Raw genomic sequence first — 22,250 nt, 5'->3', positions numbered from 1 at the left:
CGATGGACTTGCTGACACAGGATGAATATGGCGCGATGGCGCAAACCCTCGATTTTCCAAGCGGGGCCTTTATCGACGGCGGCTATCGCCCGGCGATTTCCGGCGAAACCTTTACAAGCGTGAACCCCGCCACCGGCACGCCGCTCGCCGAAATTGCGGCCTGTGACGGGCGGGACGTTGACCTTGCTGTGACAAAGGCGCGCGAGGCGTTTGATGATGGGCGCTGGTCGCGTATCCATCCCGGCGCGCGCAAGGATGTGTTGATCCGGCTGTGCAAGCTGATGACGCGCAATGCCCGCGAATTGGCGGTGATGGAAAGCCTTGATAGCGGCAAGACGATCTTTGATTGCGAAACCGTGGATATCCCCGAGGCGATCAATTGCATCAAGTGGCACGCCGAGCTGACCGACAAGATCTATGATCAGGTCGCGCCTGCCTCGGACGATCACATTGCCATGGTGCTGCGCGAACCGATTGGCGTGGTGGGCCTTGTTTTGCCGTGGAACTTCCCGTTGTTGATGCTGGCCTGGAAGATCGGACCGGCGCTTGCGGCGGGCTGTTCGGTTGTGGTGAAACCGGCGATGGAGACCTCGCTCACCGCGCTGCGGCTGGCGGAACTGGCAAGCGAGGCGGGCCTGCCGCGCGGGGTGTTCAACGTGCTGCCGGGGGGCGGCGCAGAGGTCGGCGAACCCATCGGGCGGCATATGGATATCGATATGGTGTCCTTCACCGGCTCGACCACGACGGGCAAGCGGTTCCTGGGCTATTCGGGTGAAAGCAACGCCAAGGAGGTGGTGCTTGAAATGGGCGGCAAGAACCCGGCCATAGTGATGGAGGACGCCGAGAACCTTGATCGCGTGGCCCAGCATGTGGTCAATGGTGCGTTCTGGAACATGGGCGAAAACTGTTCCGCCACCTCGCGGCTGATCGTGCACCGCGACGTCAAGGCGGACCTTTTGGCGCGGATCGAGGCGCATGCGCGGGCCTGGAATGTCGGTGACCCGCTTGACCCTGAGACCCGCGTCGGCGCGCTTGTGTCAAAGGCGCATTACGACAAGGTCTGTGGCTATCTCGACAAGGCCGAAAATATTCTGTTCGGCGGCACGGCCGAGGGTGGTTTCATCAGCCCGACGGTGGTTGAGCTTGCGGGCAACGATCACCCCCTGGCGCGCGAAGAGATTTTCGGCCCCGTCCTGAGCGTGATCGAAGTCGCCTCTTTTGACGAGGCAATCGCTGTGGCAAATGACACCGATTACGGGCTCTGTGCCTCGCTCTTTACCGCCAATGCCAAACGCGCCATTCGCGGCGCGCGGGTCTTGCGGGCGGGCACGGTCACCGTCAACAGCTTTGGCGAGGGTGATATGTCGACGCCGTTCGGTGGCTACAAGCAATCGGGCTTTGGCGGGCGTGACAACGGCGTGCATGCCCATGATCAGTATACCCAGCTCAAGACCCTCTGGATTGACCTTGCCGATGACGCGGATGAGGCGGTGAGTTGAGCCGATACACCGCCCGCCGCCTTCCCGCCCATCTGGGGCCAGCCGCTTGGAACGCGATTTTACCCGCGCAAGGGCCGCTGGCGCGCCTTGAAGGCGATGAAACCGCCGATTTCGCGATCATCGGCGGCGGGTTTGCCGGGCTGTCGGCGGCGCGGCGTCTGACCCAAATTGCGCCGGGGGCGCGCATCGCGGTGCTTGAGGCCGGGCGTCTGGCGTCGGGCGCGGCCGGGCGCAACTCGGGCTTCATGATTGATTTGCCGCACGAGTTGAATTCGCAGGATTATGCCGGGGCGGGGGATGACCGCGCGCTGATCGCACTTAACCGTCACGCCATCGGCTTTGCCCGTAGCGCGGTCGAGGACTACGGCATTACGCCGGATTATTTTGATCCCGTGGGCAAGGTCAACGGCGCGGCAAGCCCTGCCGCGCAGGCTCATAATGCAAGCTACGCGCGCCATCTGGCCAGCCTTGATGAGGCGAGCGAGATGCTTGATGCGCAAGCCATGCAGGAGCTTACGGGCAGCGCGCATTACCTCTCGGGGCTTTACACGCCCGGCACGGTGATGCTGCAACCGGCGGGTTATATTCGCGGCCTTGGCGCGGGGCTTTTGCGCGACGGGGTGGCGATCTTCGAGGATAGCCCGGTGTCGGGCTTTGAGAAACAGGGTGAGGCCTGGCAGATCACCACGCCCAAGGGCCGGATCAGCGCCGGGCGGGTGATCCTGACGGTGAATGGCCATCTTGAGAGTTTCGGGATTGAGCGTGGCCGCCTGATGCAGCTGTTCCTGTTTGCCACCATGACACCAGAGCTTGACGCAGAGGCGCTTGGCCGGCTTGGCGGTGCGCCGCGTTGGGGCATCACGCCGTCAAACCCGATGGGCACCACCATGCGCCGGATTGACACCGGCCAGGGCGGCAACCGGATCGTGACCCGCACCTGTGCCAAGCTGCGCCCCGACATGACGCCGACGCCGCGCGATGTTGCCCGCGCCGCCCAAGTGATGCGGCGTAAGTTTGACGCGCGGTTCCCGCAGCTTGCGGGCCTCAGAATGGAGCATAGTTGGGCCGGGCATCTATGCCTGAGCCTCAACAGCGTGTCGGTGATGCGCGAGATCGAGACGGGGCTTTATGCGGGCTGTGTGCAAAACGGCCTTGGCACCGCGCGCGGCACGCTGACCGGCATTGGCGCGGCGGAACTCGCTTGCGGGCAAGCCTCGGATATTACGTCAAGTTTCACCGCGCAGGCGCGCCCCAAACGCCTCCCGCCGTGGCCCTTTCAACAGATTGGCGGCAATGCCATGCTGCGCCTCAAGGAATGGCAGGCGCGCGCTGAATAGGGCGGCTCAGGGCAGGCTAAGCTTGGCCATGCGCCCGCCATCGACCGTATAGATCTGGCCCGTAACAAAGCCACTTTCGGGCGCGGCGAGAAAAGCGACAAGCGCGGCCACCTCTTCGGGTTTGCCGCTGCGCCCGACGGGGTGGATGGTGCCGATCTTGGCGGCAAAGGCCTCTGGATCGCCAAGGCTGGCGATGTAATCAAGGTTAAGATCGGTGTCGATCCACCCCGGCGCCACCGCGTTACAGCGAATGCCCTCGCCGCCGTGATCGACCGCCACCGCACGGGTCAGCGCATGCAACCCGGCCTTCGAGGCGCAATAGGCGGCGTGGCCGGGGTTTGATCCCAGCCCCTCGATAGAGCCAACATTGACAATCGCGCCTTGGCTGGCGCGCAGATGAGGCAGGGCGGTTTTGATCATCAGGAAGGGCGCGGTGAGGTTCACGGTCAGGTTTTTCTGCCAATCCTCAAGGCTCATGTCCTCGACCCGCGCCTCTTGCATCATGCCGGCATTGTTGATCAGAACGTCAAGGCGACCGGCGCGTGCGGTGACCTCTTGCACAACCTGCGCGGGGCTGGCGGGGTCGGTGAAATCGGCGGTGATGCCCTCGAATTCCGGCTCGGGGCCGCGCTGTGCGGTAAAAACCCGCGCGCCCTCGCTTGCCAGACGGGTTGCAATGGCGCGCCCGATGCCGCTGCGCCCGCCGGTGACAAGCGCGATTTTCCCCGCAAAACGCGTCATAGCACCGGTTTCCCGCCGTTGATTTCCACCAATGCGCCGCACATATAGCGTGCCGCGTCAGAGGCCAGAAACAGCGCAACATCGGCGATATCCTCGGCCTCGGCAATCCGGCCAAGGGGTACGGTCTTACCCAGCTCGGCAATCGCCGTATCGGGATCAAACCCGCGCTTGGCAAAGCCGGAGCGCAGCATCGGCGTGTTCACCTCATTGGGGCAAATGGCGTTGATGCGAATGCCCTGATGGGCGTGATCCATCCCCATGCATTGGGTGAGCGAGGCAATCGCGGCCTTGGTCATGCAATAAAGTGCGTGGTTGCCCCCCGGCCTGAGCCCCCAACACGAGGCGGTGTTGACGATGGCACCGCCCCCGGCGGCGGCCATGATCGGGATTGCGGCGCGGCAAATCCGGAACGGTGCCTCGACATTCACCCCAAGCGACAGCGCCCAGTCGTCATCCGTGGTTTCGGTGACCGGGCCACGGGTGATCACGCCGGCGTTGTTGAAGATGATGTCAAGCCCGCCAAGCGCATCCTTTGCGGCGCCGGGCAGGGCGTCGGCGTAGGTCGGATCGCAAAGATCGCCGGGCAGGTGGGCCGTAGCGTCAATCCCGCTGACATCGCGATCCGCTATGGCGACCTGCGCGCCCTTGGCCTTTAACGCGCGCGCGATGGCCGATCCGATGCCGCCAGCGGCCCCGGTCACAAGCGCCTTTTTGCCTTTGAAGTCCATCACGGGTTTCCCATCCTAGTGCTCTTGGTTCAACGCATCGGCCGCCGGAATTTCACGCTCTCGGCGGGCGATATACTCCAGCAGGGCGTCGTTGATCCCGGCATCGAGTTTGGGTTCTTCATAGGCCTCCAAAAGCTTGCGGGCATAGGTCAGCGCGCGTTCGGTGATCTCGGTGCTGCCTTCGGCCTGCCATTGGCCGATGGCGCTGTTGTCAAGCAGTTCGGGCATGAAGAACGCGGTCTGGAAATTGTCCTGCGTGTGCGGATGGCCAAGGTAATGCCCGCCGGGGCCGACATCGGGCACGGCGGCAAGGGCGGTGTCGAAATCGCCCCATTTCGGGCCCTCGGCCATGCGATAGGCCATCGCGCATTGCTCGGCATCGACGACAAATTTGGCCACCGAACAATGCATCCCGGCCTCGTTCCAGCCCGCCGAATGCCAGATGTAATTGGCCCCTGCATGCATCACCGCCGAGAGGGTCGTGGCACTTTCATACCCCGCCTGCGCGTCAAAGGTCTTGGCCCCGCCAAGGGTGTTCGAGGTGCGCCACGGCACGCCGTAAAACCGCGCCATCTGGCCGATCATGAAGTTCATCAGGCTGATTTCCGGTGTGCCCGCCATCGGCGCGCCGGATTTCATGCTGACGGTCGAAAGGTAATGCCCGTAGATCGCCGGACAGCCCTTGCGGATCACCTGCGTATAGGCAAGCGCCGAGAGCGCCTCGGCGTTAAGCTGCGCCACCGTTGCGGGCACGCTGGCGGGCGTATTGGCCCCACCCAGAACGAAGGGCGAGCAGAGCACTGGCTGATTGCGGCGGCAAAACGCGCGCATTGAGCCGAGCATGGTTTCATCCCAGACCAGCGGCGAGTTGCCGTTGCAGTTGCCGGTTGTCACGGGATGGGTTTCCATGAACTCGGCGCCAAACAGGATGGCGCACATATCAAGCACATCCTCGGCGTTCTTCGGGCTTGTGGTCATGCCCATGAAGGTCTTGTCGGAGTGCTTCATCGACGAATAGGTGATGCGCAAGTGACGCTGGCTGATCGGGTGATCATAGGGCTCGACGATATGATGCGCCGAGGAATGCAGCGCCGGCATCATATGCGAGAGCTTGTGGAACATCGCCAGGTCGTCAAGCGTCGGGTTGCGGCGCACGTCGTCAAGATCGCGCAGATAGGGCGCGCCGGTCATCGGCACAAAGATCGAATGCGGACCGCCCAGACGGACGTTCTTTTGCGGATCACGGGCGTGATAGGTAAAATCCGAGGGGATACTCGCGATCAGCTCGCGCACAAGGCCGCGATCAAGGAAAACCAGCTCGCCTTCAACCCGCGCACCGGCGCGTTTCCAATCTTCCAGCGCGATCGGATCACGAAACTGCACCCCGACGGTTTCAAGGATATCCATCGAGGCGGCGTCGATCTGTTCGATCTGCGCACCGGTCATGATCTCGCAGAGCGGCAGCTTGCGGTTCAGGCCGGGCAGCATGGTGATGTCATGGACACTGCGCAGGGCACGGCGGGTCGTGCGCCCACCGGATCGCCCGCGAGGGCGCTTGAGTTCAATGGTCATAGTGTTAGGCTCCTTCGCAGTCACCGTGACCTGTCTTGCACGCGGATATCTGACGGTTTGCGGTATGAGCGGATAAAAATCCGACCTGCCGTTCGCCGCAAACGCGAGGTATCATGGGGCAGGAGTTAAGGACTCGGCAAAATGGGCATCATCAACACCTCCCGCGCGGCGCAGTATCACTGGCAGGAGACATGCGATGGCTGGCCTCTGGTGGCGCAGCCGGGGTTGTCGGTCAAACAAGAACGGATGCCGCCCGGCACCTCTGAGGAGCGTCATTTTCATGCGCGCGCCCGACAGTTCTTTTACGTGCTCAGCGGCGTGCTCTGCATAGAGGTCGGCGGAGAGATGTTTCACCTCAGCGCGCAGGACGGCATAGAGATCGCGCCGAATACGCCCCATCAGGCCCGCAACGACAGTGAGAGCGACCTGGAGTTTCTGGTGATCTCTGCGCCCGGCACCCAAGACGACAGGGTGGCGGCGGATGCGGCGCCTCAGAGGTGACGCCGCATCGCGCGCTTAGCTTGGCAGGTGGATATTGAAGCGCTCGCGAATGGCCGCATCGGTGATCGGGTCAAACCGGGCCCGGGCGCGTTCCGACAGGATTTTTTCCTTCTTGGCGCGCGCCTTGGCGATCAGATCGGGCTTGTCCATTTCCACCCATTCCTTGGGCGACGAGCGATCCGCAAGCGCGGGATAGATGTAATCGGTCTGCATCCGGCTCAGGGTCTGTTCGGCGCCAAGGTAATGCCCCGGCCCGCCGATGCAGGTGGCGCGGATCACCTCAAGGCTGACGGTGTCCTCATCCACCTCGATCCCGCGAGTACAGCGCAGCGCCTGACCGATAAGATCATCGCCGAGAATGAGCGATTCAAGGCAGAAGCCAAGCAAAGAGGCATGCATGCCGGCGGCCTCATAGACCATGTTGAGGCCCGAAAGCCCCGCCATCACGTTCGAGGTTGCCTGTTCCCAGCCGGCCTGCATATCGGGCAGCTTGGCATCGGCAATGCCTGCCGCCGCCCCGCCTGGAAGGCCGTAATACTTGTGCATCTGCGCGCAGCCTGCGGTCAAAAGCGCCTGCTCGCCAGAGCCCCCCGACATCGCCCCGGTGCGTAGATCGCTCACGAAGGGCCAGGTGCCGAAAATCGCCGGATGCCCCGGCTTGACCGCGTTGACATAGACCAGACCGGCGAGGCATTCGGCGGTGGCCTGAACGATGGCGCCTGCAATCGGGGCAGGGGCGGTGGCCCCGGCCTGACCGGCACTCAGCAACAAAACCGGCATGCCGCCGGCGATGCAGGCCTCCATCACCAGACAGGATTCGGTGGCGAATTTCATCGGCGGGACGACGAAACAGTTGGAATTGCTGACAAACGGGCGCTCGCGCCATTTGTCTTCGCCGCCCGCGATCAGGTGCAGCATCTCAAGCGCATCGGCGACATACCCCGGCTCGGTGAACGAGGTGCCGACATGCTTGGTGGTGCCCGCACAACAGCCATAGACGGTGTTGAGGTCCATTTCGCGGTTGTCGGTGATATCGCGGCACACCATCGGGCGCTGCACGAAGTGGATGTTGTCAAGCTGATCGGCGATGCGCGCGGCATCATGCAAATCCTGCATGGTGCATTCGCGGTAATGCTTGGTCTCGATGTCGATCAGATGCACGGCGGCGCCGGCGGTGCCATAATGCACGCGGTTGCCGTGAAGCTGCATGTCATTGGCGGGGTCACGACCAAAAAGCGTGATCTCCTTGCGGGCCCGCGCAATCGTGTCCTCGATCAAAGCGCGCGGAAAGCGGATGCGCCCGTCAGACCCAAGGATCGCGCCCGCGCCGGTGAGGTATTCAACCCCGCTTGGCGGGGCATCGGCAAGGCCGATCTGTTCAAGCGCGTCGAGCACCGCCTGATGGATGCGGTCCATCGCGGCGTTCGAGAGCGGGCGATAGGTGCCGCCCTCCAGTCCGGGGCGCACCGGGCGCAGATTGTCGGCCAGCGGGTTCGAGCGGGCCTCGCGGCGGGCGGCACGGCCACCGGCGCGGCCACTGGTGCGACCCGAAGCAGGGCGCGTTGTCGTCTCGGTCATGGTAGGGAAATCCTATGAAGGTGTCAGGGAAAGGGATGGGCGCAAATGGCCCCCGGTCGGCCCCGCGCCGCACGGCCCCGTTCCGCCCCGATGGTGCGGATCACAAGCGCAATCTTGCTGCGTGCGTGCATGGCGTCTCTCCTCTGGACTGGTTCAGCCCAACCGATTCTGCGTCCCCTGTCTGTCCCGATTCCGACCGATGTCGTTTTTGGACCAGTCACGTCGCGCTTGACCGGGGCGGCGCGCGCGGCTAGGTCTGGGCGTATGAACACCGCACCCTGCATTATCTGCTGCATTATCCGCTGAGTTTTCTCTGGCGGGCCGGTCTTCTGTTTCCAAGTTGCGATGAAGTTGCTAAGCCCGCCGCGAAGGCCCGCGCGCGAGGACATTATGACCAACCATCCGATCAAGCTTAGAAACTCGTTAACGAGGACCAAGGAACCCGAACCATTTGTTCCCCTCGATTGGCTCAATGATGACATTCCGCCGGAACAAAAGATGGTGCGGATGTATGTCTGTGGGCCGACGGTCTATGACCGCGCCCATCTTGGCAATGCGCGCCCGGTGGTGGTGTTTGACGTGCTCTACCGCTTGCTGCGCCACGTGTATGGGCCCGATCACGTGACCTATGCGCGCAATTTCACCGATGTGGACGACAAGATCAACGCGCGGGCCGCCGAGAGCGGCCGCTCGATTGGAGAGATCACCGCCGAGACAACCCAATGGTTCCTCGACGACATGGGCGCCTTGGGCGCTCTGGAGCCGAATTTCATGCCGCGCGCCACGCAGTACATCCCGCAGATGGTGGCTATGATCGAAGACCTGATCGCCAAGGGCCACGCCTATGCCGCCGAGGGGCATGTTCTTTTTGCGGTGGATAGCTATAAAAAATATGGCGCGCTGTCGGGGCGCACGGTTGACGATATGATCGCCGGCGCGCGGGTCGAGGTCGCGCCCTACAAGCGCAACCCGATGGATTTCGTGCTGTGGAAGCCGTCGAGTGAAGATCAGCCCGGTTGGGACAGCCCGTGGGGCAGGGGCCGCCCCGGCTGGCATATCGAATGCTCGGCCATGGCCTATGAATTGCTTGGCGAAAGTTTCGATATCCATGGCGGCGGTAACGATTTGATGTTCCCGCACCACGAAAACGAGATCGCGCAAAGCTGCTGTGCCCACCCCGAAGGCGGCTTTGCACAGGTCTGGATGCACAACGAGATGCTTCAGGTCGAGGGTAAGAAGATGTCCAAGTCGCTTGGCAATTTCTTCACGGTGCATGATTTGCTTGAGCAGGGCGTACCGGGCGAGGTGATCCGGTTCGTGTTTTTGAGCACGCATTACCGCAAGCCGATGGATTGGACGGCGGAGAAGGCGCGGGAGGCTGAAAGAACATTGAGGAAATGGCGACTGCAAACAAAAGGCGTAGCTTATGATCCTTCTGACGAATGTGTCTCTGATGCAATCGCGGATGATTTGAATCTGCCAGAGGCAATTATGCGAATGCATAGTTTGTCGAAACAGGACGAGGTTGCGGCGCTTAAAGCTTCCGCTGAGTTCTTGGGGCTTCTTGGTGATGATCTTGGAAAATGGGCGGAAGAAACAGGCATTCAATTGAAGGGCGTTAAAATAATAAAGGATATTCGCGTTGAACAGGGCGTAGATTGTGTAGAGCCAGTCCTTTCTAAATGGCAAACGCTCCGAAAAGAAAAGAGGTTTGATGAAGCAGACCTATTAAAAGCACAATTGAATGAACTTGGGATTCAAGTGCGGATAACTCCCGATGGGCCGGAAGCAGACGTTACCGTTCCTTTTGACCCCGCCAAACTGGAGGCATTGAAGTGACGCGGTTCTTGCCACAACGTTTGCCTGCCGTGCAGGGCCCGACCGCGGGGGGGCGCTCTGACGGCTTTGTGGGCCGCTTTATGGTGCCTAATACTGTCACGACTGTATGTTTCTGCGCCGTTGCAAAAGCGCCCGCCCGGGGGGCAGTCGGGCGCTGCACGGCGGCGCGCAGGCGCGCCTTGATTCCGCGCAAGGGTGTTACTGAGGCGAGGGTAGCATGATGGCGAAAGAGCGCCTCTATCTCTACGACACCACCCTGCGGGATGGGCAGCAGACGCAGGGCGTCAGCTTTTCCACCGCCGAAAAACACCGCATTGCCGAGGCGCTTGACCGGCTTGGCGTCGATTACATCGAGGGCGGCTGGCCCGGAGCCAACCCCACCGACAGCGCGTTTTTTGACAATGCTCCGAAAACCCGCGCCAGGATGACCGCATTTGGCATGACCAAGCGCAGCGGGCGGTCGGCCGGGAATGACGAGGTCTTGGCGGCGGTGATGAATGCGGGCACCGGCGCGGTTTGTCTTGTCGGCAAGACCCATGATTTTCACGTCGAAACCGCGCTTGGCATCCCGCTTGACGAAAATGTCGAGAATATCGCGCGCTCGCTTGCGCATATCGTGGCGCAGGGGCGCGAAGCGCTGTTTGACGCCGAGCATTTCTTTGACGGCTACAAGGCCAATCCCGCCTATGCGATTGAGTGCCTGCGCGCCGCGCTTGACGCCGGAGCCCGCTGGATCGTGCTCTGTGATACCAACGGCGGCACCCTTCCGGTCGAGGTCGGCGAAATCACCGCAAAGGTGATTGCGGCGGGCATTCCCGGCGATCGCCTTGGTATCCACACCCATAACGACACCGAAAGCGCGGTTGCCGCCAGCCTTGCGGCGGTCGATGCGGGCGCGCGCCAGATTCAAGGCACGCTCAACGGTTTGGGCGAGCGCTGTGGCAATGCCAACCTCACCACCCTGATCCCGACGCTTTTGCTGAAAGAGCCCTATGCAAGCCGCTATGAGATCGGGGTAAGCCGCGACGCCCTGCGCTCGCTCAGCGCCATAAGCCGCCAGCTTGACGAGATCCTCAACCGCGTGCCGATGCGGCAGGCGGCCTATGTCGGGGCCTCGGCCTTTGCCCATAAGGCGGGGCTGCATGCCAGTGCGATCCTCAAGGACCCGAGCACCTACGAGCATATCGACCCCGAAACCGTGGGAAACGCGCGCGTCATTCCGATGTCCAATCAGGCCGGGCAATCAAACCTGCGCCGTCGTCTGGCCGAGGCCGGGATCACGGTCGCGCCCGGCGATCCGGCATTGGCGCGCCTGCTTGATACCATCAAGGAGCGCGAGGAACAGGGCTATAGCTATGACAGCGCGCAGGCGAGTTTTGAAATTCTCGCGCGCAAGGAACTTGGCCAGATGCCAAGCTTCTTCGAGGTCAAACGCTACAAGGTGACGATCGAGCGGCGCAAGAACAAGTACGACCAGATGGTCAGCCTCTCCGAAGCGGTGGTCGTGGTTAAGGTCGATGGCGAGAAAAAGCTGTCGGTGTCAGAATCCATGGACTCTGCGGGCTGTGATCGTGGCCCGGTCAACGCGCTTGCCAAGGCGCTCGCCAAGGATCTCGGCCCCTATCAGGATCAGATCGCCGATATGCGGCTGGTCGATTTCAAGGTCCGCATCACCCAGGGCGGCACCGAGGCCGCGACGCGGGTCATCATCGACAGCGAGGACGCGCAAGGGCGGCGCTGGTCCACGCTTGGGGTCAGCCCGAACATAGTCGATGCCTCCTTCGAGGCGCTTCTGGATGCGATAAACTGGAAGCTGTTGCGTGCTGAGTGATGACCTGAATTCCTGCGCCGATCTGTTGCGCCGGGGGGATCCCGACAGGTTCATGGCGGCGATGGCGGCGCCGGTGGCGGCGCGCCATGTGCTGTTCCCGCTTTATGCCTTCAACGTTGAGGTGGCGCGCGCGCCATGGGTCACGCAAGAGCCGATGATCGCCGAGATGCGCCTGCAATGGTGGCGCGACGCCTTGGGCGAAATCCGCGATGGCGGTACGGTGCGCCGACACGAGGTGGTCACGCCGCTGGCCCATGCGCTGGACAGCGCGGGCGCGGCGCGGCTAGAGACCCTGATCGAGGCGCGGCGGTGGGATATCTACCGCGAGCCGTTCGAGGATCAGGCCGCGTTCGAGCGCTATATCAGCGCCACATCGGGAAGTTTGCTTGCGGTCACTGCGCAGGCTCTGGGGCCAGCGGATAAGGCGGTGCTGGCGGATGCGGGCTATGCGCTTGGGTTGGCGAACTGGTTTCGCGCGATCCCTGCGCTTGAGGCGGCAGGGCGCATTCCGCTTGTGGATGGGCGGCCAGAGGCGCTGCGCGAACTGGCATCGGACGGGCTTGCGCGGCTGAAACGGGCGCGGGGTGCGCGCCATAAGGTGTCGCGGGCGGCGCGCGCTGCGCTTTTGCCGCTCTGGCAGGCCGGCCCGGTTCTGGCCCGTGTGCAGCGCGCGCCAAATGCCGTGGCCGAGGGCGCGCTTGATACCGCCCCGGCGCGCAGCCGCCTGACGCTCTTGCTGCGCGCAACCAGCGGGCTTTGGTAGGGCACCCAGGCCAGACGTCAAGCGAGGATTTCACGCACTTGTCGCAGGATTGGCGCCACGGCCGGGCTTTGCGGGCTGGCCCGCGTGATCACCAAAAGCCCGACCATCATGCCCATCAGAACCTTGGCGGTATCGGCCGGGCGCAGACCTTTGGCAAGGCTGCCTTGTGCCTCGGCCATTTGCAGGCATTCGAGAAAAAAGTGTTCGACCTGGCCCATGCTCGCCTCGACCAGTTCGGCGATCTCGGGGTCATGGGGGGCCACCTCAAGCGTTGAGTTTATCATCAAACAGCCGCCCGGAAGATCGTCACTGCCGGTCTCGACGGCGCTGAACGCCGCCATGATCGCGGCATTTGGATCGCCCAATTCACGCAGTTGGTTCAAAAAAACGACGCGATAGACGGAATCGTAATGGTCAAGCGCTGCGATGAAGAGGCTACGTTTGTCCTTGAACCCGGCATAAAGGCTGCCGCGATTGAGGCCGGTCGCCTTGACCAGATCGGCCATCGAAGTGCCCTGATAGCCATGCTCCCAAAAGGCCCGCATGGCCGCATCCAGAACGTCGGCCTCTTTATATGTTTTTTCCCAGGGCATTCAGGGCGTCCGCATCGTGATGAGGTCAGGCAACCGATACGCGGGCCGCAGGCGTGCGGTGGTTGCGGGTGAACTTCCCCGGCACCCTGCAAAAGGGTGAGTAATGGGCCCTTCCACAAGGCGCCGGGTGTTCGTGGCTCGGCAGCGCTTGGAACTGGCGAACGCGTGGTGGTCTTTCGTGAGTGGCAGCATAATATGCGCCTTTTCATATTGGTTCATTTAGAACGATTGGTCAAATAACATATCTGTGCACGCCCTGTGAGAGGAAGGGCAACTTTAGGGGGGCCGTTACTTTCGTTTCGCGCTAAGGGTGAGGCCGGGACTGCCTGCCGATTCGGGGTGATCAGAGATATAGCGCGCTTTTATGTCAAATGAAGTGCCCTTGCTTCCATCATGGCTCCAGCCGGGGGGCATGACGCAATAGGCGAGGCGCTCGCGCCAGGTCAGGCCCGGCTGCGTGGCATCATGAAAAATGCTGACCCATTCGTGAAAGGCGACCCGCAGCGGGTTGAAGGTGCCGAGGTTATGGACAAGGCCGTAATCGACCTTTTCGCTGTCAAGCTCGGGCACAAAGGTGCCGAACAACTTGTCCCAGATGATGAACACCCCGGCATAGTTGCAATCCAGATAGCGCGGATTGCGGCCATGGTGCACGCGATGGTGGCTTGGCGTGTTCATCACCGCCTCGAACCAGCGGGGCAGGCGGGTGATCGCCTCGGTGTGAATCCAGAACTGATAGATCAGGTTCAAGCCACCGACGAACACCACCATGCCCGGATGAAACCCCAAAAGGATAAGCGGCGCGCGCATCACCATCATGAAGGTGAACGTTCCGGTCCATGTCTGGCGCAATGCGGTGGTGAGGTTGTAGTGCTGGCTTGAGTGGTGGTTCACATGGCTGGCCCAGACCCAGCGGATGCGGTGGCCAAAGCGATGCACCCAGTAATAACGCAGATCATCGAGCACGAAGCATAGCGCAATCACCCACGCCGAGGTGCCAAGATCAAGCGGCGTGATCGCCCAGAGCGCCATGAAAAACCCATAGGCGACAAAGCCAAGCACGATCCCGCTGGCGACATTGCCCGCCCCCATCAAAAGCGAGGTCAGCGCATCGCGGGTCTCATAGCGCCCGCCGCGCCGCTTGATCACGATCCACAAAAGCTCTGCCAGAATGGCGGCGATGAAAAACGGCACCGCCCAATTCACGACATCGGGGAACGTGATTATATCGCTCATGCGCTGTCCTTCATGTGGGTGGGCCATTGCGCGGCCTCGTCCGGGTCAAGCCGCAGGCGGATATGCGGCGCGGTGAAATCGGGCAGGTCGATGCGCAGGCCCTTGGCCGTGCGCCGGATGCGGGCCCCGCCGAGATAGCGCGCGGTGGTATCGGCGCCCATGGCCCAGACCACGCCCGGCCCGGATTTGGTTTCGATCAGGGCGGCGTGGTGGTCCTGGCTCAGGATCACGCGGGAGGGAGGCGCGTCAGGAAACTCGCGCAGCCATGCGGCCTCGGCCACGCCAGCATCACCCAGGCGCGCGGCCCGCGACAGCCCAAGCAGATGCAGGATCACGGCAATGCCGATGATGCCGCAGGCAACCAATGGCAGCAGAATACTGAGAGGCATAAGCCGTTTTTCCCATCTCTTTCTGGTTTCAATGTAGACAAAGCCGCGCGCGATTTGTCAAAGGTCGCGTTGCGTCACTGGCCGCAATCGGCCCTCGCGCCAGGCCAAAAGACCGGCCCCGGACAGGATCACACCCGCCCCGATGATTGATATCGCATCAGGCCAGACACCAAAGATCAAACCGTCATAGAGACCCGCAAAAACCAGGGCGGTATAGAAAAAAGGCGCCACAAAGCTTGCATCGGCGCGTGCCATGGCATTGACGAAACAGGTCTGGGCCAGGGCCATCAGCACGCCGATCCCCGCAAGGGCGGCCCATTGCGGCGCGCTTGGCGCGCTCCAGACCCAGATCACCGCAAGCGTCGCGATGCCAAGCCCGATGGCGTTGTTGATCAGCAAGATCTGATAGGGCCCCTCGCGCCCCGACAGGCGTTTGATAAAGATAAGCTCGCCACCAAGGCAAACCGCCGATCCAAGCGCCAGAAGGACGCCGACCTCGATGGCGCCCGTGCCGGGCCGGGTCAGGATAACCACCCCCAAAAGCGCGATTGCAGCCGCCGTCCAACGGGTCGGGCCAACCCGCTCACCCAAAAGCGGGATTGCCAGCATCATGCCAAAGACCGGGTTGAGAAAGCTTATCGCGGTGGCATCCGAGAGCGGGATAAAGGCGGCAGCGGCAAACATGAGTGTCACCCCGCCCCAGCCAAGCCCCGAGCGCTTGGCATGCAATCCCAGATCGGGCCGTGTCCAGCGGGGGCGCATTATGGCCGTGACCGCAGAAATCGCCAGAAGTGCGAATAAAAACCGCCCATGACTGATCTGAAGCGCATGCATCGGTGCCCCAAGCACCCCGGTGCCAAGCGCCTTGGCCAAAAGCGTCGTGCCCGCCGCAAATGCCGCCGCCATAAGCGTGAGCAGGGCGGCGAGGGCCGGATTTTGAGCGCGCGGAGTGAACATTGACAGTGTTTGGCCCGCCCTGCGCGCCCTTGCAAGGACAAAAACCGGGGCTGGTCCATCACCTTTGCATGCTGCGACAGGTCAAAAACGACGCCATGTCGGTGCGGGCAAAACATCGCCCCCAGATTTGTGCAAAGCCAAAAGGCAAGTCCCCTGAAAGACCGCTCATGCATCAACGCCGTATCCCCGAATGGCTCCGCCATGCGCCCGCGCCCTCGGTGCGCGGTTTTGCTGTGCTGGCAGGGGCCGAGGCGGTGGCGCGCGGCATCCTGATTTCGGTCTTTCCGCTTGAGATGTACACCGCCCTGCAGGACGCGGCACTTGTGTCAGAGGTCTATTTCATGGTCGGCCTTCTGTCGCTTGGCGTCGGACTCATGGTGCCTTTCATCGGCCGCTATGTCGCGCGGCGCTGGATTTATGTGACCGGCGCGCTGATGTTTGGAACAGGGGCGCTTTTGGCAATCATCGGCAGTGGCGCGGCGATGATCGGGGCGCTTGCGCTGATCACCTCGGCAACGGTGACCACCTTTGTCTGTTTCAACGCCTATGTGCTTGATTACATCGTCAAGGCCGATCTGGGGCGCTGCGAAACCTCGCGCATGTTCTATAGCGCGCTTGGCTGGACCATCGGCCCGTTTCTGGGCGTCGTCCTGTTGGGCTGGTGGCGGCCCTTGCCGTTTGTGATTGCCGCCCTGGCCTCGGGGGTGATGCTTGGCGTGTTTCTCTACATGCGCCTTGGCAACGGACGGCTGATCACCAAAAGCCGACGCCCGCCGACCAATCCGCTGGCGTTCCTGCCGCGCTTTTTTGCACAACGTCGCCTTGTCGCCGGATGGCTGTTCGCGGTGATCCGGTCAAGCGGCTGGTGGATCTACATTGTCTATCTGCCGATCTTTGCCGTTGAGCGCGGCCTTGGCGAGCAATTGGGCGGGATGATGCTGTCGTTCTCCAACGGGATGCTGTTTCTGACGCCCTTCATGCTGGCCTGGATGCAGCGGCGCACCATTCGCCATGCGGTGCGTGCCGGGTTCCTGCTTGCGGGGGGGCTGTTTTTCCTCGGGGCGGCCCTGTCGGGCGTGCCATGGGTGACCGTCTGTGCGCTTGCCTCGGCCTCGTTCTTCCTGATCCTGCTCGATGTCTCGGGCGGATTGCCGTTTCTGCTTGCGGTCAAGCCCTCGGAGCGCACCGAGATGTCGGCGATCTATGCCAGTTACCGCGATGTGTCGGGGATACTCACGCCGGGGATATCCTGGCTGGTGCTCTTGGTGGCGCCGATGCCGGGGATTTTCGCGGCGGGCGGTCTTGCGCTTTTGGGGGCCTGGGGGCTGGCGCGCAATCTGCATCCGCGTCTGGGGCGGGCGCGCGTGACAATCGAGCCGCCAAGCAGCGCAGAGGCGCAAATCACAGGTCTCGCGCACTGAGATTTTGCTTTTCACAGCCCCCGAAACCCGCTAAGTGATCCGCCATGATCAAACGCGCCACATATAGCCCGACCCGACGCCGACGCCTTTGCGCCTGACGGTTCCGCACGTTTGATCCCTCAGCACTCTTGCTGTGCCTGACCTTACCTAACATTCCCAGGTTATCTCAAATCATTGACTTGGCCCCGGTGTTCCGGCACTCAAAGGGCTTCTTATACAAGGAAAGCTGACATGATCCCGTCCGTTCTGCCCACCTATAACCGTGCGCCTCTGACTTTTGTCAAAGGCGAAGGCAGCTGGCTTATCGAAGCCGACGGGCGACGTTTTCTCGATCTCGGGGCCGGGATCGCGGTCAATGCCCTCGGGCATGCCCATCCGGCGTTGGTGGCGGCCCTGACCGAACAGGCTGGCGCGCTCTGGCACACCTCGAACCTTTACCATATCCCCAAGCAACAGGAGCTGGCCGATAAACTCGTGGCCAATACTTTTGCCGACACGGTGTTTTTCACCAATTCGGGCACTGAGTCCTGTGAACTTGCGATCAAGATGGCGCGCAAGCATTTTTATGACGCGGGCCAGCCCGAGCGCACCGATATCATCGCCTTTGAGGGCTCGTTCCATGGCCGCTCGTCGGCGGGCATTGCGGCGGCCGGCTCTGAAAAGATGACCAAGGGCTTTGGCCCGCTTCTGCCTGGCTTCAAACATCTGGGCTGGGGGGACCATGATGCGCTCAATGCGGCGATTGATGACAAAACAGCGGCCATCCTGATTGAGCCGGTCCAGGGCGAAGGCGGCATTCGTCCGCTGCCCGATCAATGCCTCAAGGGGCTGCGGGCGCTTTGCGCCGAAAAAGGCATCCTCCTGATCCTCGACGAGGTGCAATGCGGCGTCGGGCGCACCGGGCGTCTGTTTGCCCATGAATGGGCGGGGGTAACCCCGGATATCATGATGGTCGCCAAGGGCATCGGCGGCGGCTTTCCCCTCGGGGCGGTTCTCGCAACCGAGGCTGCGGCCTCTGGCATGACGGCGGGCACCCATGGCTCGACCTATGGCGGCAATCCGCTTGGCTGCGCCGTGGGCTGCGCCGTGATGGATATCGTGACCGACCCCGGTTTCCTTGCTGAAGTAAACCGCAAGGCGGGCCTCATGCGCCAAAAACTCGAAGGTCTTGTGGCCGCCCATCCCGAAGTGTTCGAGTCGGTGCGCGGAACCGGCCTGATGCTTGGCCTGAAATGCAAGGCCTCCAATCTTGACGTGGTCAATGCGGGCTACGCAGCGCTTGTTGTCACCGTGCCCGCCGCCGATAACGTTGTGCGCCTGTTGCCCGCCCTCACCCTCACCGACGATGACATCGCCGAGGCGATGACCCGTCTCGACAGGGCCGCCAGCGCCGTTGAAGCCGCCTGATCTTTCATCTTTCCCGAAATACTCCGGGGGTGTGGGGGCTGGCCCCCACATGCCTCACCTGACAAAAAGCGATACCACCATGCAGCATTTCCTCGACATCCACAAAACCCCCGCCGACCATTTGCGCGCCATCATTGATCAGGCGCGCGAGATGAAGACCGCACGCGCCGGGCGTCCGCGCGGCATGCCCGATGATGATCAACCGCTTGCCGGGCGTATGGTCGCGCTGATCTTCGAGAAACCCTCGACCCGCACCCGTGTCAGCTTCGATGTGGGCGTGCGCCAGATGGGCGGACAGACCATGGTGCTTTCGGGTGCGGACATGCAACTTGGCCACGGCGAAACCATCGCCGATACGGCCCGCGTTCTGTCGCGCTATGTGGATCTGATCATGATCCGCACCTTTGACGAAAGCGTTCTTCTGGAAATGGCCGAATACGCCGATGTTCCGGTGATCAACGGCCTCACGGATCGCACCCATCCTTGCCAGATCATGGCCGATATCCTCACCTACGAAGAACATCGCGGGCCGATCAAAGGCAAGAAAGTGGTCTGGTCGGGGGACGGCAACAATGTCTGCGCCTCGCTCTTGCATGCGGCGGGTCAGTTCGGCTTTGACCTGACCTTCACTGGCCCGATGCAGCTCGACCCCGAGGGTGAATTCATCGGCCTTGCGCGCAAGGCCGGCAGCACCATCACCATCGAGCGTGACCCCCACAAGGCCGCCGAGGGTGCCGACCTTGTGGTGACCGACACCTGGGTGAGCATGCATGACAGCCAATCCACCAAGGAACGCCGCCACAACATGCTGCGCTCCTATCAGGTGAACGACAAACTTATGGAGGTCGCCAAGCCCGATGCGCTTTTCATGCACTGCCTGCCCGCGCATCGTGAAGAAGAAGTCACATCGGCAGTGATGGACGGCCCGCATTCCGTGGTCTTTGACGAGGCCGAGAACCGTCTTCATGCGCAAAAGGCGGTCATGCGCTGGTGTCTTGGCGTCTGAGACACTGCCCCTCTCGGTGACCAGAATTTTTGGAAAATTCTCGGTCCGGCCGCGCTTGCAATTCTTGCATCAGGGCGTAGCGTAAAGCTCTAAAGATAGCGCGGCGGGGGGCGAGGCATGTCACAAGCACAGATCGGGGTTTACGGTCTTGGGACGATGGGCAGCGCCCTGGCGCTCAACATGGCCCAGCATGGGTTTGACGTCGCTGTCACCAACCGCGAAACCGATTGGATTGCGGCCTTTTTGGCCGAGGCGGGGGATTTGGCCGAGCGGCTGCACCCGCATGACAGTCTTGAAAGCTTCGTCAGCGGGCTCAAGACCCCGCGTGTGATCCTGTTCATGATCCCCTCCGGCGCCCCGATGGATGCGATGATCGCGGCGGTCACTCCGCTTTTATCGCCGGGCGACACGGTGATAGACGGCGGCAATGCCAATTTCCACGATACCCGGCGACGCGCCGCCGAGCTTGGCGCGCGGGACCTGCATTTTGTCGGTCTCGGGGTGTCGGGCGGCGAACTTGGCGCGCGGACCGGTCCGTCGATGATGATGGGGGGATCAGATCACAGCTGGCAACAGCTTGGACCGATCCTGCGGGTGATTGCTGCGCACCACGAGGGCGCGCCCTGCGTGGCGCATCTGGGGCCTGACGGGGCCGGGCATTTCGTCAAGACTGTCCACAACGGCATTGAATATGCCGATATGCAGGTCATCGCCGAGATTTACAGCCTGTTGCGCAATGGCGCCGCGATGCCGCCCGGCGAGATCGGCGCGCTGTTCACCGTCTGGGACAGGGGACCGTTAAAATCCTATCTGGTGGAAATCACCGGCAGGTTGCTTGGCTACACCGACCCTGAAACCGGGCACCCGATGGTCGATGTGATCAAGGATGCCGCCGGGCAAAAGGGCACCGGGCGCTGGACGGTGATCGAGGCGCTGCGCATGGGGCAATCGGCCAGCATGATTGAGGCTGCCGTCGGCGCGCGCGGCTGGTCCTCGGAAAAGGCCACTCGCCAAACGGCTGAGAGTATCCTAGGCGGTTCCCTGGGCGCGTTTGATGGCACGCCCGAGGTGCTTGCCGAGGCTTTCATGGCCGCGCGTATCCTGTGTTACGCGCAGGGATTTCGCATTCTGGCGGCCGCCTCCGAGGAGTATGACTGGGCCCTCGATTTTGCCGAGATCGCCCGGATCTGGCGGGCGGGCTGTATCATACGCTCGGCTTTGCTGGATGATATTGCAGGCGCCTTTGGCGCAGATCCGCCGCATGGCCAGTTGATCCTTGCACCAGAGTTCGCCGAGACCCTTGCGCGCACCCTTCCGGCCCTGCGGCAGGTGGTGTGCAGCGCGGTGCACGGCGGGCATGCGGTGCCGACGCTTTCGGCAGGGCTTGGCTGGTATGACAGCATGCGACAGGGCCATGGCAGCGCCAATATCATTCAGGCACAGCGCGATGTCTTTGGGCATCACGGCTTTGAGAGGCTGGGCCAGGCGGGCAAGCATCACGGACCATGGCGGGATCAGGCGCTGGAGCACGCGCTCCGCGCGGGAGTATTTATGGAACGGTGAAAGCCTGGTCCCGGCTCAGGTACCGTTCCAGCACGATGGAGGGCATGGCCCCGCGCAGCATCATGTCGCCGAAGACATAAGACGGGGCAAGGTCAAGCCCGAGATCGCGCGCCAGATCGGCGTGTATGTCCATATCAAGCAGGGTTACGCGCAGATCATAGGTTTCGCTCAGGGTCCGAAGCCCGACCTCTGCATCGACACATTCGGCGCAGTCCTTTCGGGTGAAAAGCGCGATTTTCTGCTTTGCCTCGCTTGGGCCAAAACCGGGCAGAGCCGCGTCATACAGCCTCGGCGCGGCGCGGGCGAGGGCGCTTAGATCGGCGGCCATGTCATCGGCGTAGATGTTGAGGGCGGCTGGTTGGTTCAGCCCACTGGTGCGCGCCATCAGAGGTGCCAGAAGATCGGGGGTCTCGATCAGGGTCGCGCGGATCGCCTCGCCAAGCACAGAGCGAGATTGAGTTGGCGCCTCGGCCAGAGCCGCGAAAGGTGACAGCAGCCCCAGTGACAGGGCTGCTGCTGCATTGAAAAGCGACATCGGCTTAGTTCGCGCGGATCTCGTTGGCGATCTCTTGCATCGCATCTTGCGGCAGATAGCCGCGCAACATCTGATCGCCCATCACGAAGGAGGGTGTGCCGCTGATGGCGAGGCGCTGACCCAGGGCGTGATTGTCGGCGATCACCTTGTCGACGGCGTCGCCGTTCATTTCGGAAATGATCTTGTTGGCATCAAGCCCGAGCGTGTCGGCGATCCGGCTAAAGCCGGTTTCGTTCATCGCGCCGCTATAGGTCATCAGAGCGTCATGCACCGATTTATAGGCGTCATCGCCCGCAACCTGAAGCGTGGCGATGGCAAAGCGAGAGGCGAGAACGGATTCGTCGCCCAAAATCGGGAACTCCTTGACGATAAACCGGATATTGCCGTCTTTTTCCAAGAGACCGGTGACCTCGTCATGGGCACGCCGGCAATAGCTGCAGCGGTAATCCATGAATTCGACCAGCGTGATATCGCCCTCGGGATTGCCCCCGACCCAAGAGGCGGGATCGTTGAACAGGGCCTCGGCATTCACCTTGACCAGATCGATATCGGCCTGGCTCTGTTCTTGGGACTGGCGCTGTTCGAGAACGGCGACGGCCTCCATGATGATCTCCGGATTGTCGAGGATATAGGCGCGGATCTCGTTGCGCAGCAGGGCGCGGTCGCCCTCTGACATCGATTCAAGGTCGAGCGCCTGCACGGGCAGGCTCAGAGACAGGCAAAGACCTGCGGCACTCAGAAGGGGGCGTATCAT

The 22,250-nt window shown here is 62.2% G+C and carries 20 protein-coding genes; 10 read left to right on the top strand and 10 right to left on the bottom strand.

Annotation, left to right across the window (positions count from 1 at the left end; all coding sequences use genetic code 11):
- Nucleotides 1-2 precede the first annotated feature (2 nt).
- Both BUB78_RS01840 and BUB78_RS01835 read left to right on the top strand, forming a co-directional pair.
- On the top strand, nt 3-1,499 hold the full coding sequence (locus BUB78_RS01840) for an aldehyde dehydrogenase (protein ID WP_073194314.1): 1,497 nt from the start codon (nt 3-5) through the stop codon (nt 1,497-1,499).
- Nucleotides 1,496-2,836 (top strand): NAD(P)/FAD-dependent oxidoreductase, encoded by a 1,341-nt coding sequence (locus tag BUB78_RS01835; protein ID WP_073194312.1) that lies wholly within the window; start codon nt 1,496-1,498, stop codon nt 2,834-2,836. Before BUB78_RS01840 ends, BUB78_RS01835 begins: the two co-directional genes overlap by 4 nt.
- A 6-nt stretch (nt 2,837-2,842) precedes the next feature.
- Here BUB78_RS01835 and BUB78_RS01830 read toward each other — a convergent pair whose 3' ends face one another.
- Genes BUB78_RS01830 through BUB78_RS01820 form a run of 3 tightly spaced genes read right to left on the bottom strand, consistent with a single transcriptional unit; the run spans nt 2,843 to nt 5,877 of the window.
- On the bottom strand, nt 2,843-3,577 hold the full coding sequence (locus tag BUB78_RS01830) for an SDR family NAD(P)-dependent oxidoreductase (RefSeq protein WP_073194310.1): 735 nt from the start codon (nt 3,575-3,577) through the stop codon (nt 2,843-2,845).
- Entirely contained in the window at nt 3,574-4,305 is a 732-nt protein-coding gene (locus BUB78_RS01825) for an SDR family NAD(P)-dependent oxidoreductase (RefSeq protein ID WP_073194308.1), read from the bottom strand. Before BUB78_RS01825 ends, BUB78_RS01830 begins: the two co-directional genes overlap by 4 nt.
- Nucleotides 4,306-4,320: 15 nt before the next feature.
- Nucleotides 4,321-5,877: a trimethylamine methyltransferase family protein gene (locus BUB78_RS01820; RefSeq protein ID WP_073194306.1), complete on the bottom strand. Its 1,557-nt coding sequence runs from the start codon at nt 5,875-5,877 to the stop codon at nt 4,321-4,323.
- A gap of 141 nt (nt 5,878-6,018) precedes the next feature.
- Between BUB78_RS01820 and BUB78_RS01815 the strand changes: the two genes are divergently transcribed.
- Complete coding sequence (locus BUB78_RS01815; protein WP_073194304.1) at nt 6,019-6,378, top strand: cupin domain-containing protein; 360 nt, start codon at nt 6,019-6,021, stop codon at nt 6,376-6,378.
- Nucleotides 6,379-6,393: 15 nt separating this feature from the next.
- Here the strand turns inward: BUB78_RS01815 and BUB78_RS01810 are convergent, their stop codons facing one another.
- A complete protein-coding gene (locus BUB78_RS01810) occupies nt 6,394-7,956 on the bottom strand; it encodes a trimethylamine methyltransferase family protein (protein ID WP_073194302.1) in 1,563 nt (520 codons plus the stop codon).
- Nucleotides 7,957-8,346: 390 nt separating this feature from the next.
- Here BUB78_RS01810 and cysS point away from each other — a divergent pair, with 390 nt between their 5' ends.
- From cysS to BUB78_RS01790, 3 genes are all read left to right on the top strand, one after another.
- A complete protein-coding gene (gene cysS, locus BUB78_RS01800; protein WP_084732723.1) occupies nt 8,347-9,795 on the top strand; it encodes a cysteine--tRNA ligase in 1,449 nt (482 codons plus the stop codon).
- Between the two features lie 220 nt (nt 9,796-10,015).
- Entirely contained in the window at nt 10,016-11,626 is a 1,611-nt protein-coding gene (cimA, locus tag BUB78_RS01795; RefSeq protein WP_073194637.1) for a citramalate synthase, read from the top strand.
- Complete coding sequence (locus BUB78_RS01790; RefSeq protein WP_084732722.1) at nt 11,616-12,389, top strand: squalene/phytoene synthase family protein; 774 nt, start codon at nt 11,616-11,618, stop codon at nt 12,387-12,389. The genes cimA and BUB78_RS01790 overlap by 11 nt, the downstream gene beginning before the upstream one ends.
- Nucleotides 12,390-12,406: 17 nt before the next feature.
- On the opposite strand, the gene BUB78_RS01785 is transcribed toward BUB78_RS01790, so the two are convergent.
- The 4 genes from BUB78_RS01785 to BUB78_RS01770 form a co-directional block, all read right to left on the bottom strand.
- Nucleotides 12,407-12,982: a TetR/AcrR family transcriptional regulator gene (locus tag BUB78_RS01785; protein WP_073194296.1), complete on the bottom strand. Its 576-nt coding sequence runs from the start codon at nt 12,980-12,982 to the stop codon at nt 12,407-12,409.
- A 288-nt stretch (nt 12,983-13,270) separates the two neighbouring features.
- Nucleotides 13,271-14,218 (bottom strand): sterol desaturase family protein, encoded by a 948-nt coding sequence (locus BUB78_RS01780; RefSeq protein ID WP_073194294.1) that lies wholly within the window; start codon nt 14,216-14,218, stop codon nt 13,271-13,273.
- Nucleotides 14,215-14,607 carry a hypothetical protein gene (locus BUB78_RS01775; RefSeq protein WP_073194292.1) on the bottom strand — a complete coding sequence of 131 codons (393 nt, stop codon included), beginning with the start codon at nt 14,605-14,607 and terminating at the stop codon, nt 14,215-14,217. The genes BUB78_RS01780 and BUB78_RS01775 overlap by 4 nt, the downstream gene beginning before the upstream one ends.
- A gap of 57 nt (nt 14,608-14,664) precedes the next feature.
- Nucleotides 14,665-15,564: a DMT family transporter gene (locus BUB78_RS01770; protein ID WP_073194290.1), complete on the bottom strand. Its 900-nt coding sequence runs from the start codon at nt 15,562-15,564 to the stop codon at nt 14,665-14,667.
- A 167-nt stretch (nt 15,565-15,731) separates the two neighbouring features.
- On the opposite strand from BUB78_RS01770, the gene BUB78_RS01765 reads away from it, so the two are divergent.
- The 4 genes from BUB78_RS01765 (at nt 15,732) to gndA (ending at nt 20,961) form a co-directional block, all read left to right on the top strand.
- Nucleotides 15,732-16,985 (top strand): MFS transporter, encoded by a 1,254-nt coding sequence (locus tag BUB78_RS01765; RefSeq protein WP_073194635.1) that lies wholly within the window; start codon nt 15,732-15,734, stop codon nt 16,983-16,985.
- A 231-nt stretch (nt 16,986-17,216) separates the two neighbouring features.
- On the top strand, nt 17,217-18,392 hold the full coding sequence (locus tag BUB78_RS01760) for an aspartate aminotransferase family protein (RefSeq protein ID WP_073194288.1): 1,176 nt from the start codon (nt 17,217-17,219) through the stop codon (nt 18,390-18,392).
- 79 nt (nt 18,393-18,471) lie between these two features.
- Nucleotides 18,472-19,398 carry an ornithine carbamoyltransferase gene (gene argF, locus BUB78_RS01755; RefSeq protein ID WP_073194633.1) on the top strand — a complete coding sequence of 309 codons (927 nt, stop codon included), beginning with the start codon at nt 18,472-18,474 and terminating at the stop codon, nt 19,396-19,398.
- Nucleotides 19,399-19,515: 117 nt separating this feature from the next.
- Nucleotides 19,516-20,961, top strand: a complete 1,446-nt coding sequence (gndA, locus tag BUB78_RS01750) for an NADP-dependent phosphogluconate dehydrogenase (protein ID WP_073194286.1) — start codon at nt 19,516-19,518, stop codon at nt 20,959-20,961.
- On the opposite strand, the gene BUB78_RS01745 is transcribed toward gndA, so the two are convergent.
- Both BUB78_RS01745 and BUB78_RS01740 read right to left on the bottom strand, forming a co-directional pair.
- Nucleotides 20,948-21,496 carry a hypothetical protein gene (locus tag BUB78_RS01745; RefSeq protein ID WP_084732721.1) on the bottom strand — a complete coding sequence of 183 codons (549 nt, stop codon included), beginning with the start codon at nt 21,494-21,496 and terminating at the stop codon, nt 20,948-20,950. The two genes, gndA and BUB78_RS01745, sit on opposite strands and share 14 nt — an antisense overlap.
- 4 nt (nt 21,497-21,500) lie before the next feature.
- A complete protein-coding gene (locus BUB78_RS01740) occupies nt 21,501-22,250 on the bottom strand; it encodes a DsbA family protein (RefSeq protein WP_073194284.1) in 750 nt (249 codons plus the stop codon).

The sequence above is a fragment of the Roseovarius marisflavi genome (genome assembly GCF_900142625.1).
GTDB classification, from domain to species: domain Bacteria; phylum Pseudomonadota; class Alphaproteobacteria; order Rhodobacterales; family Rhodobacteraceae; genus Roseovarius; species Roseovarius marisflavi.
This window is presented reverse-complemented; position numbering and strand designations above follow the sequence as displayed.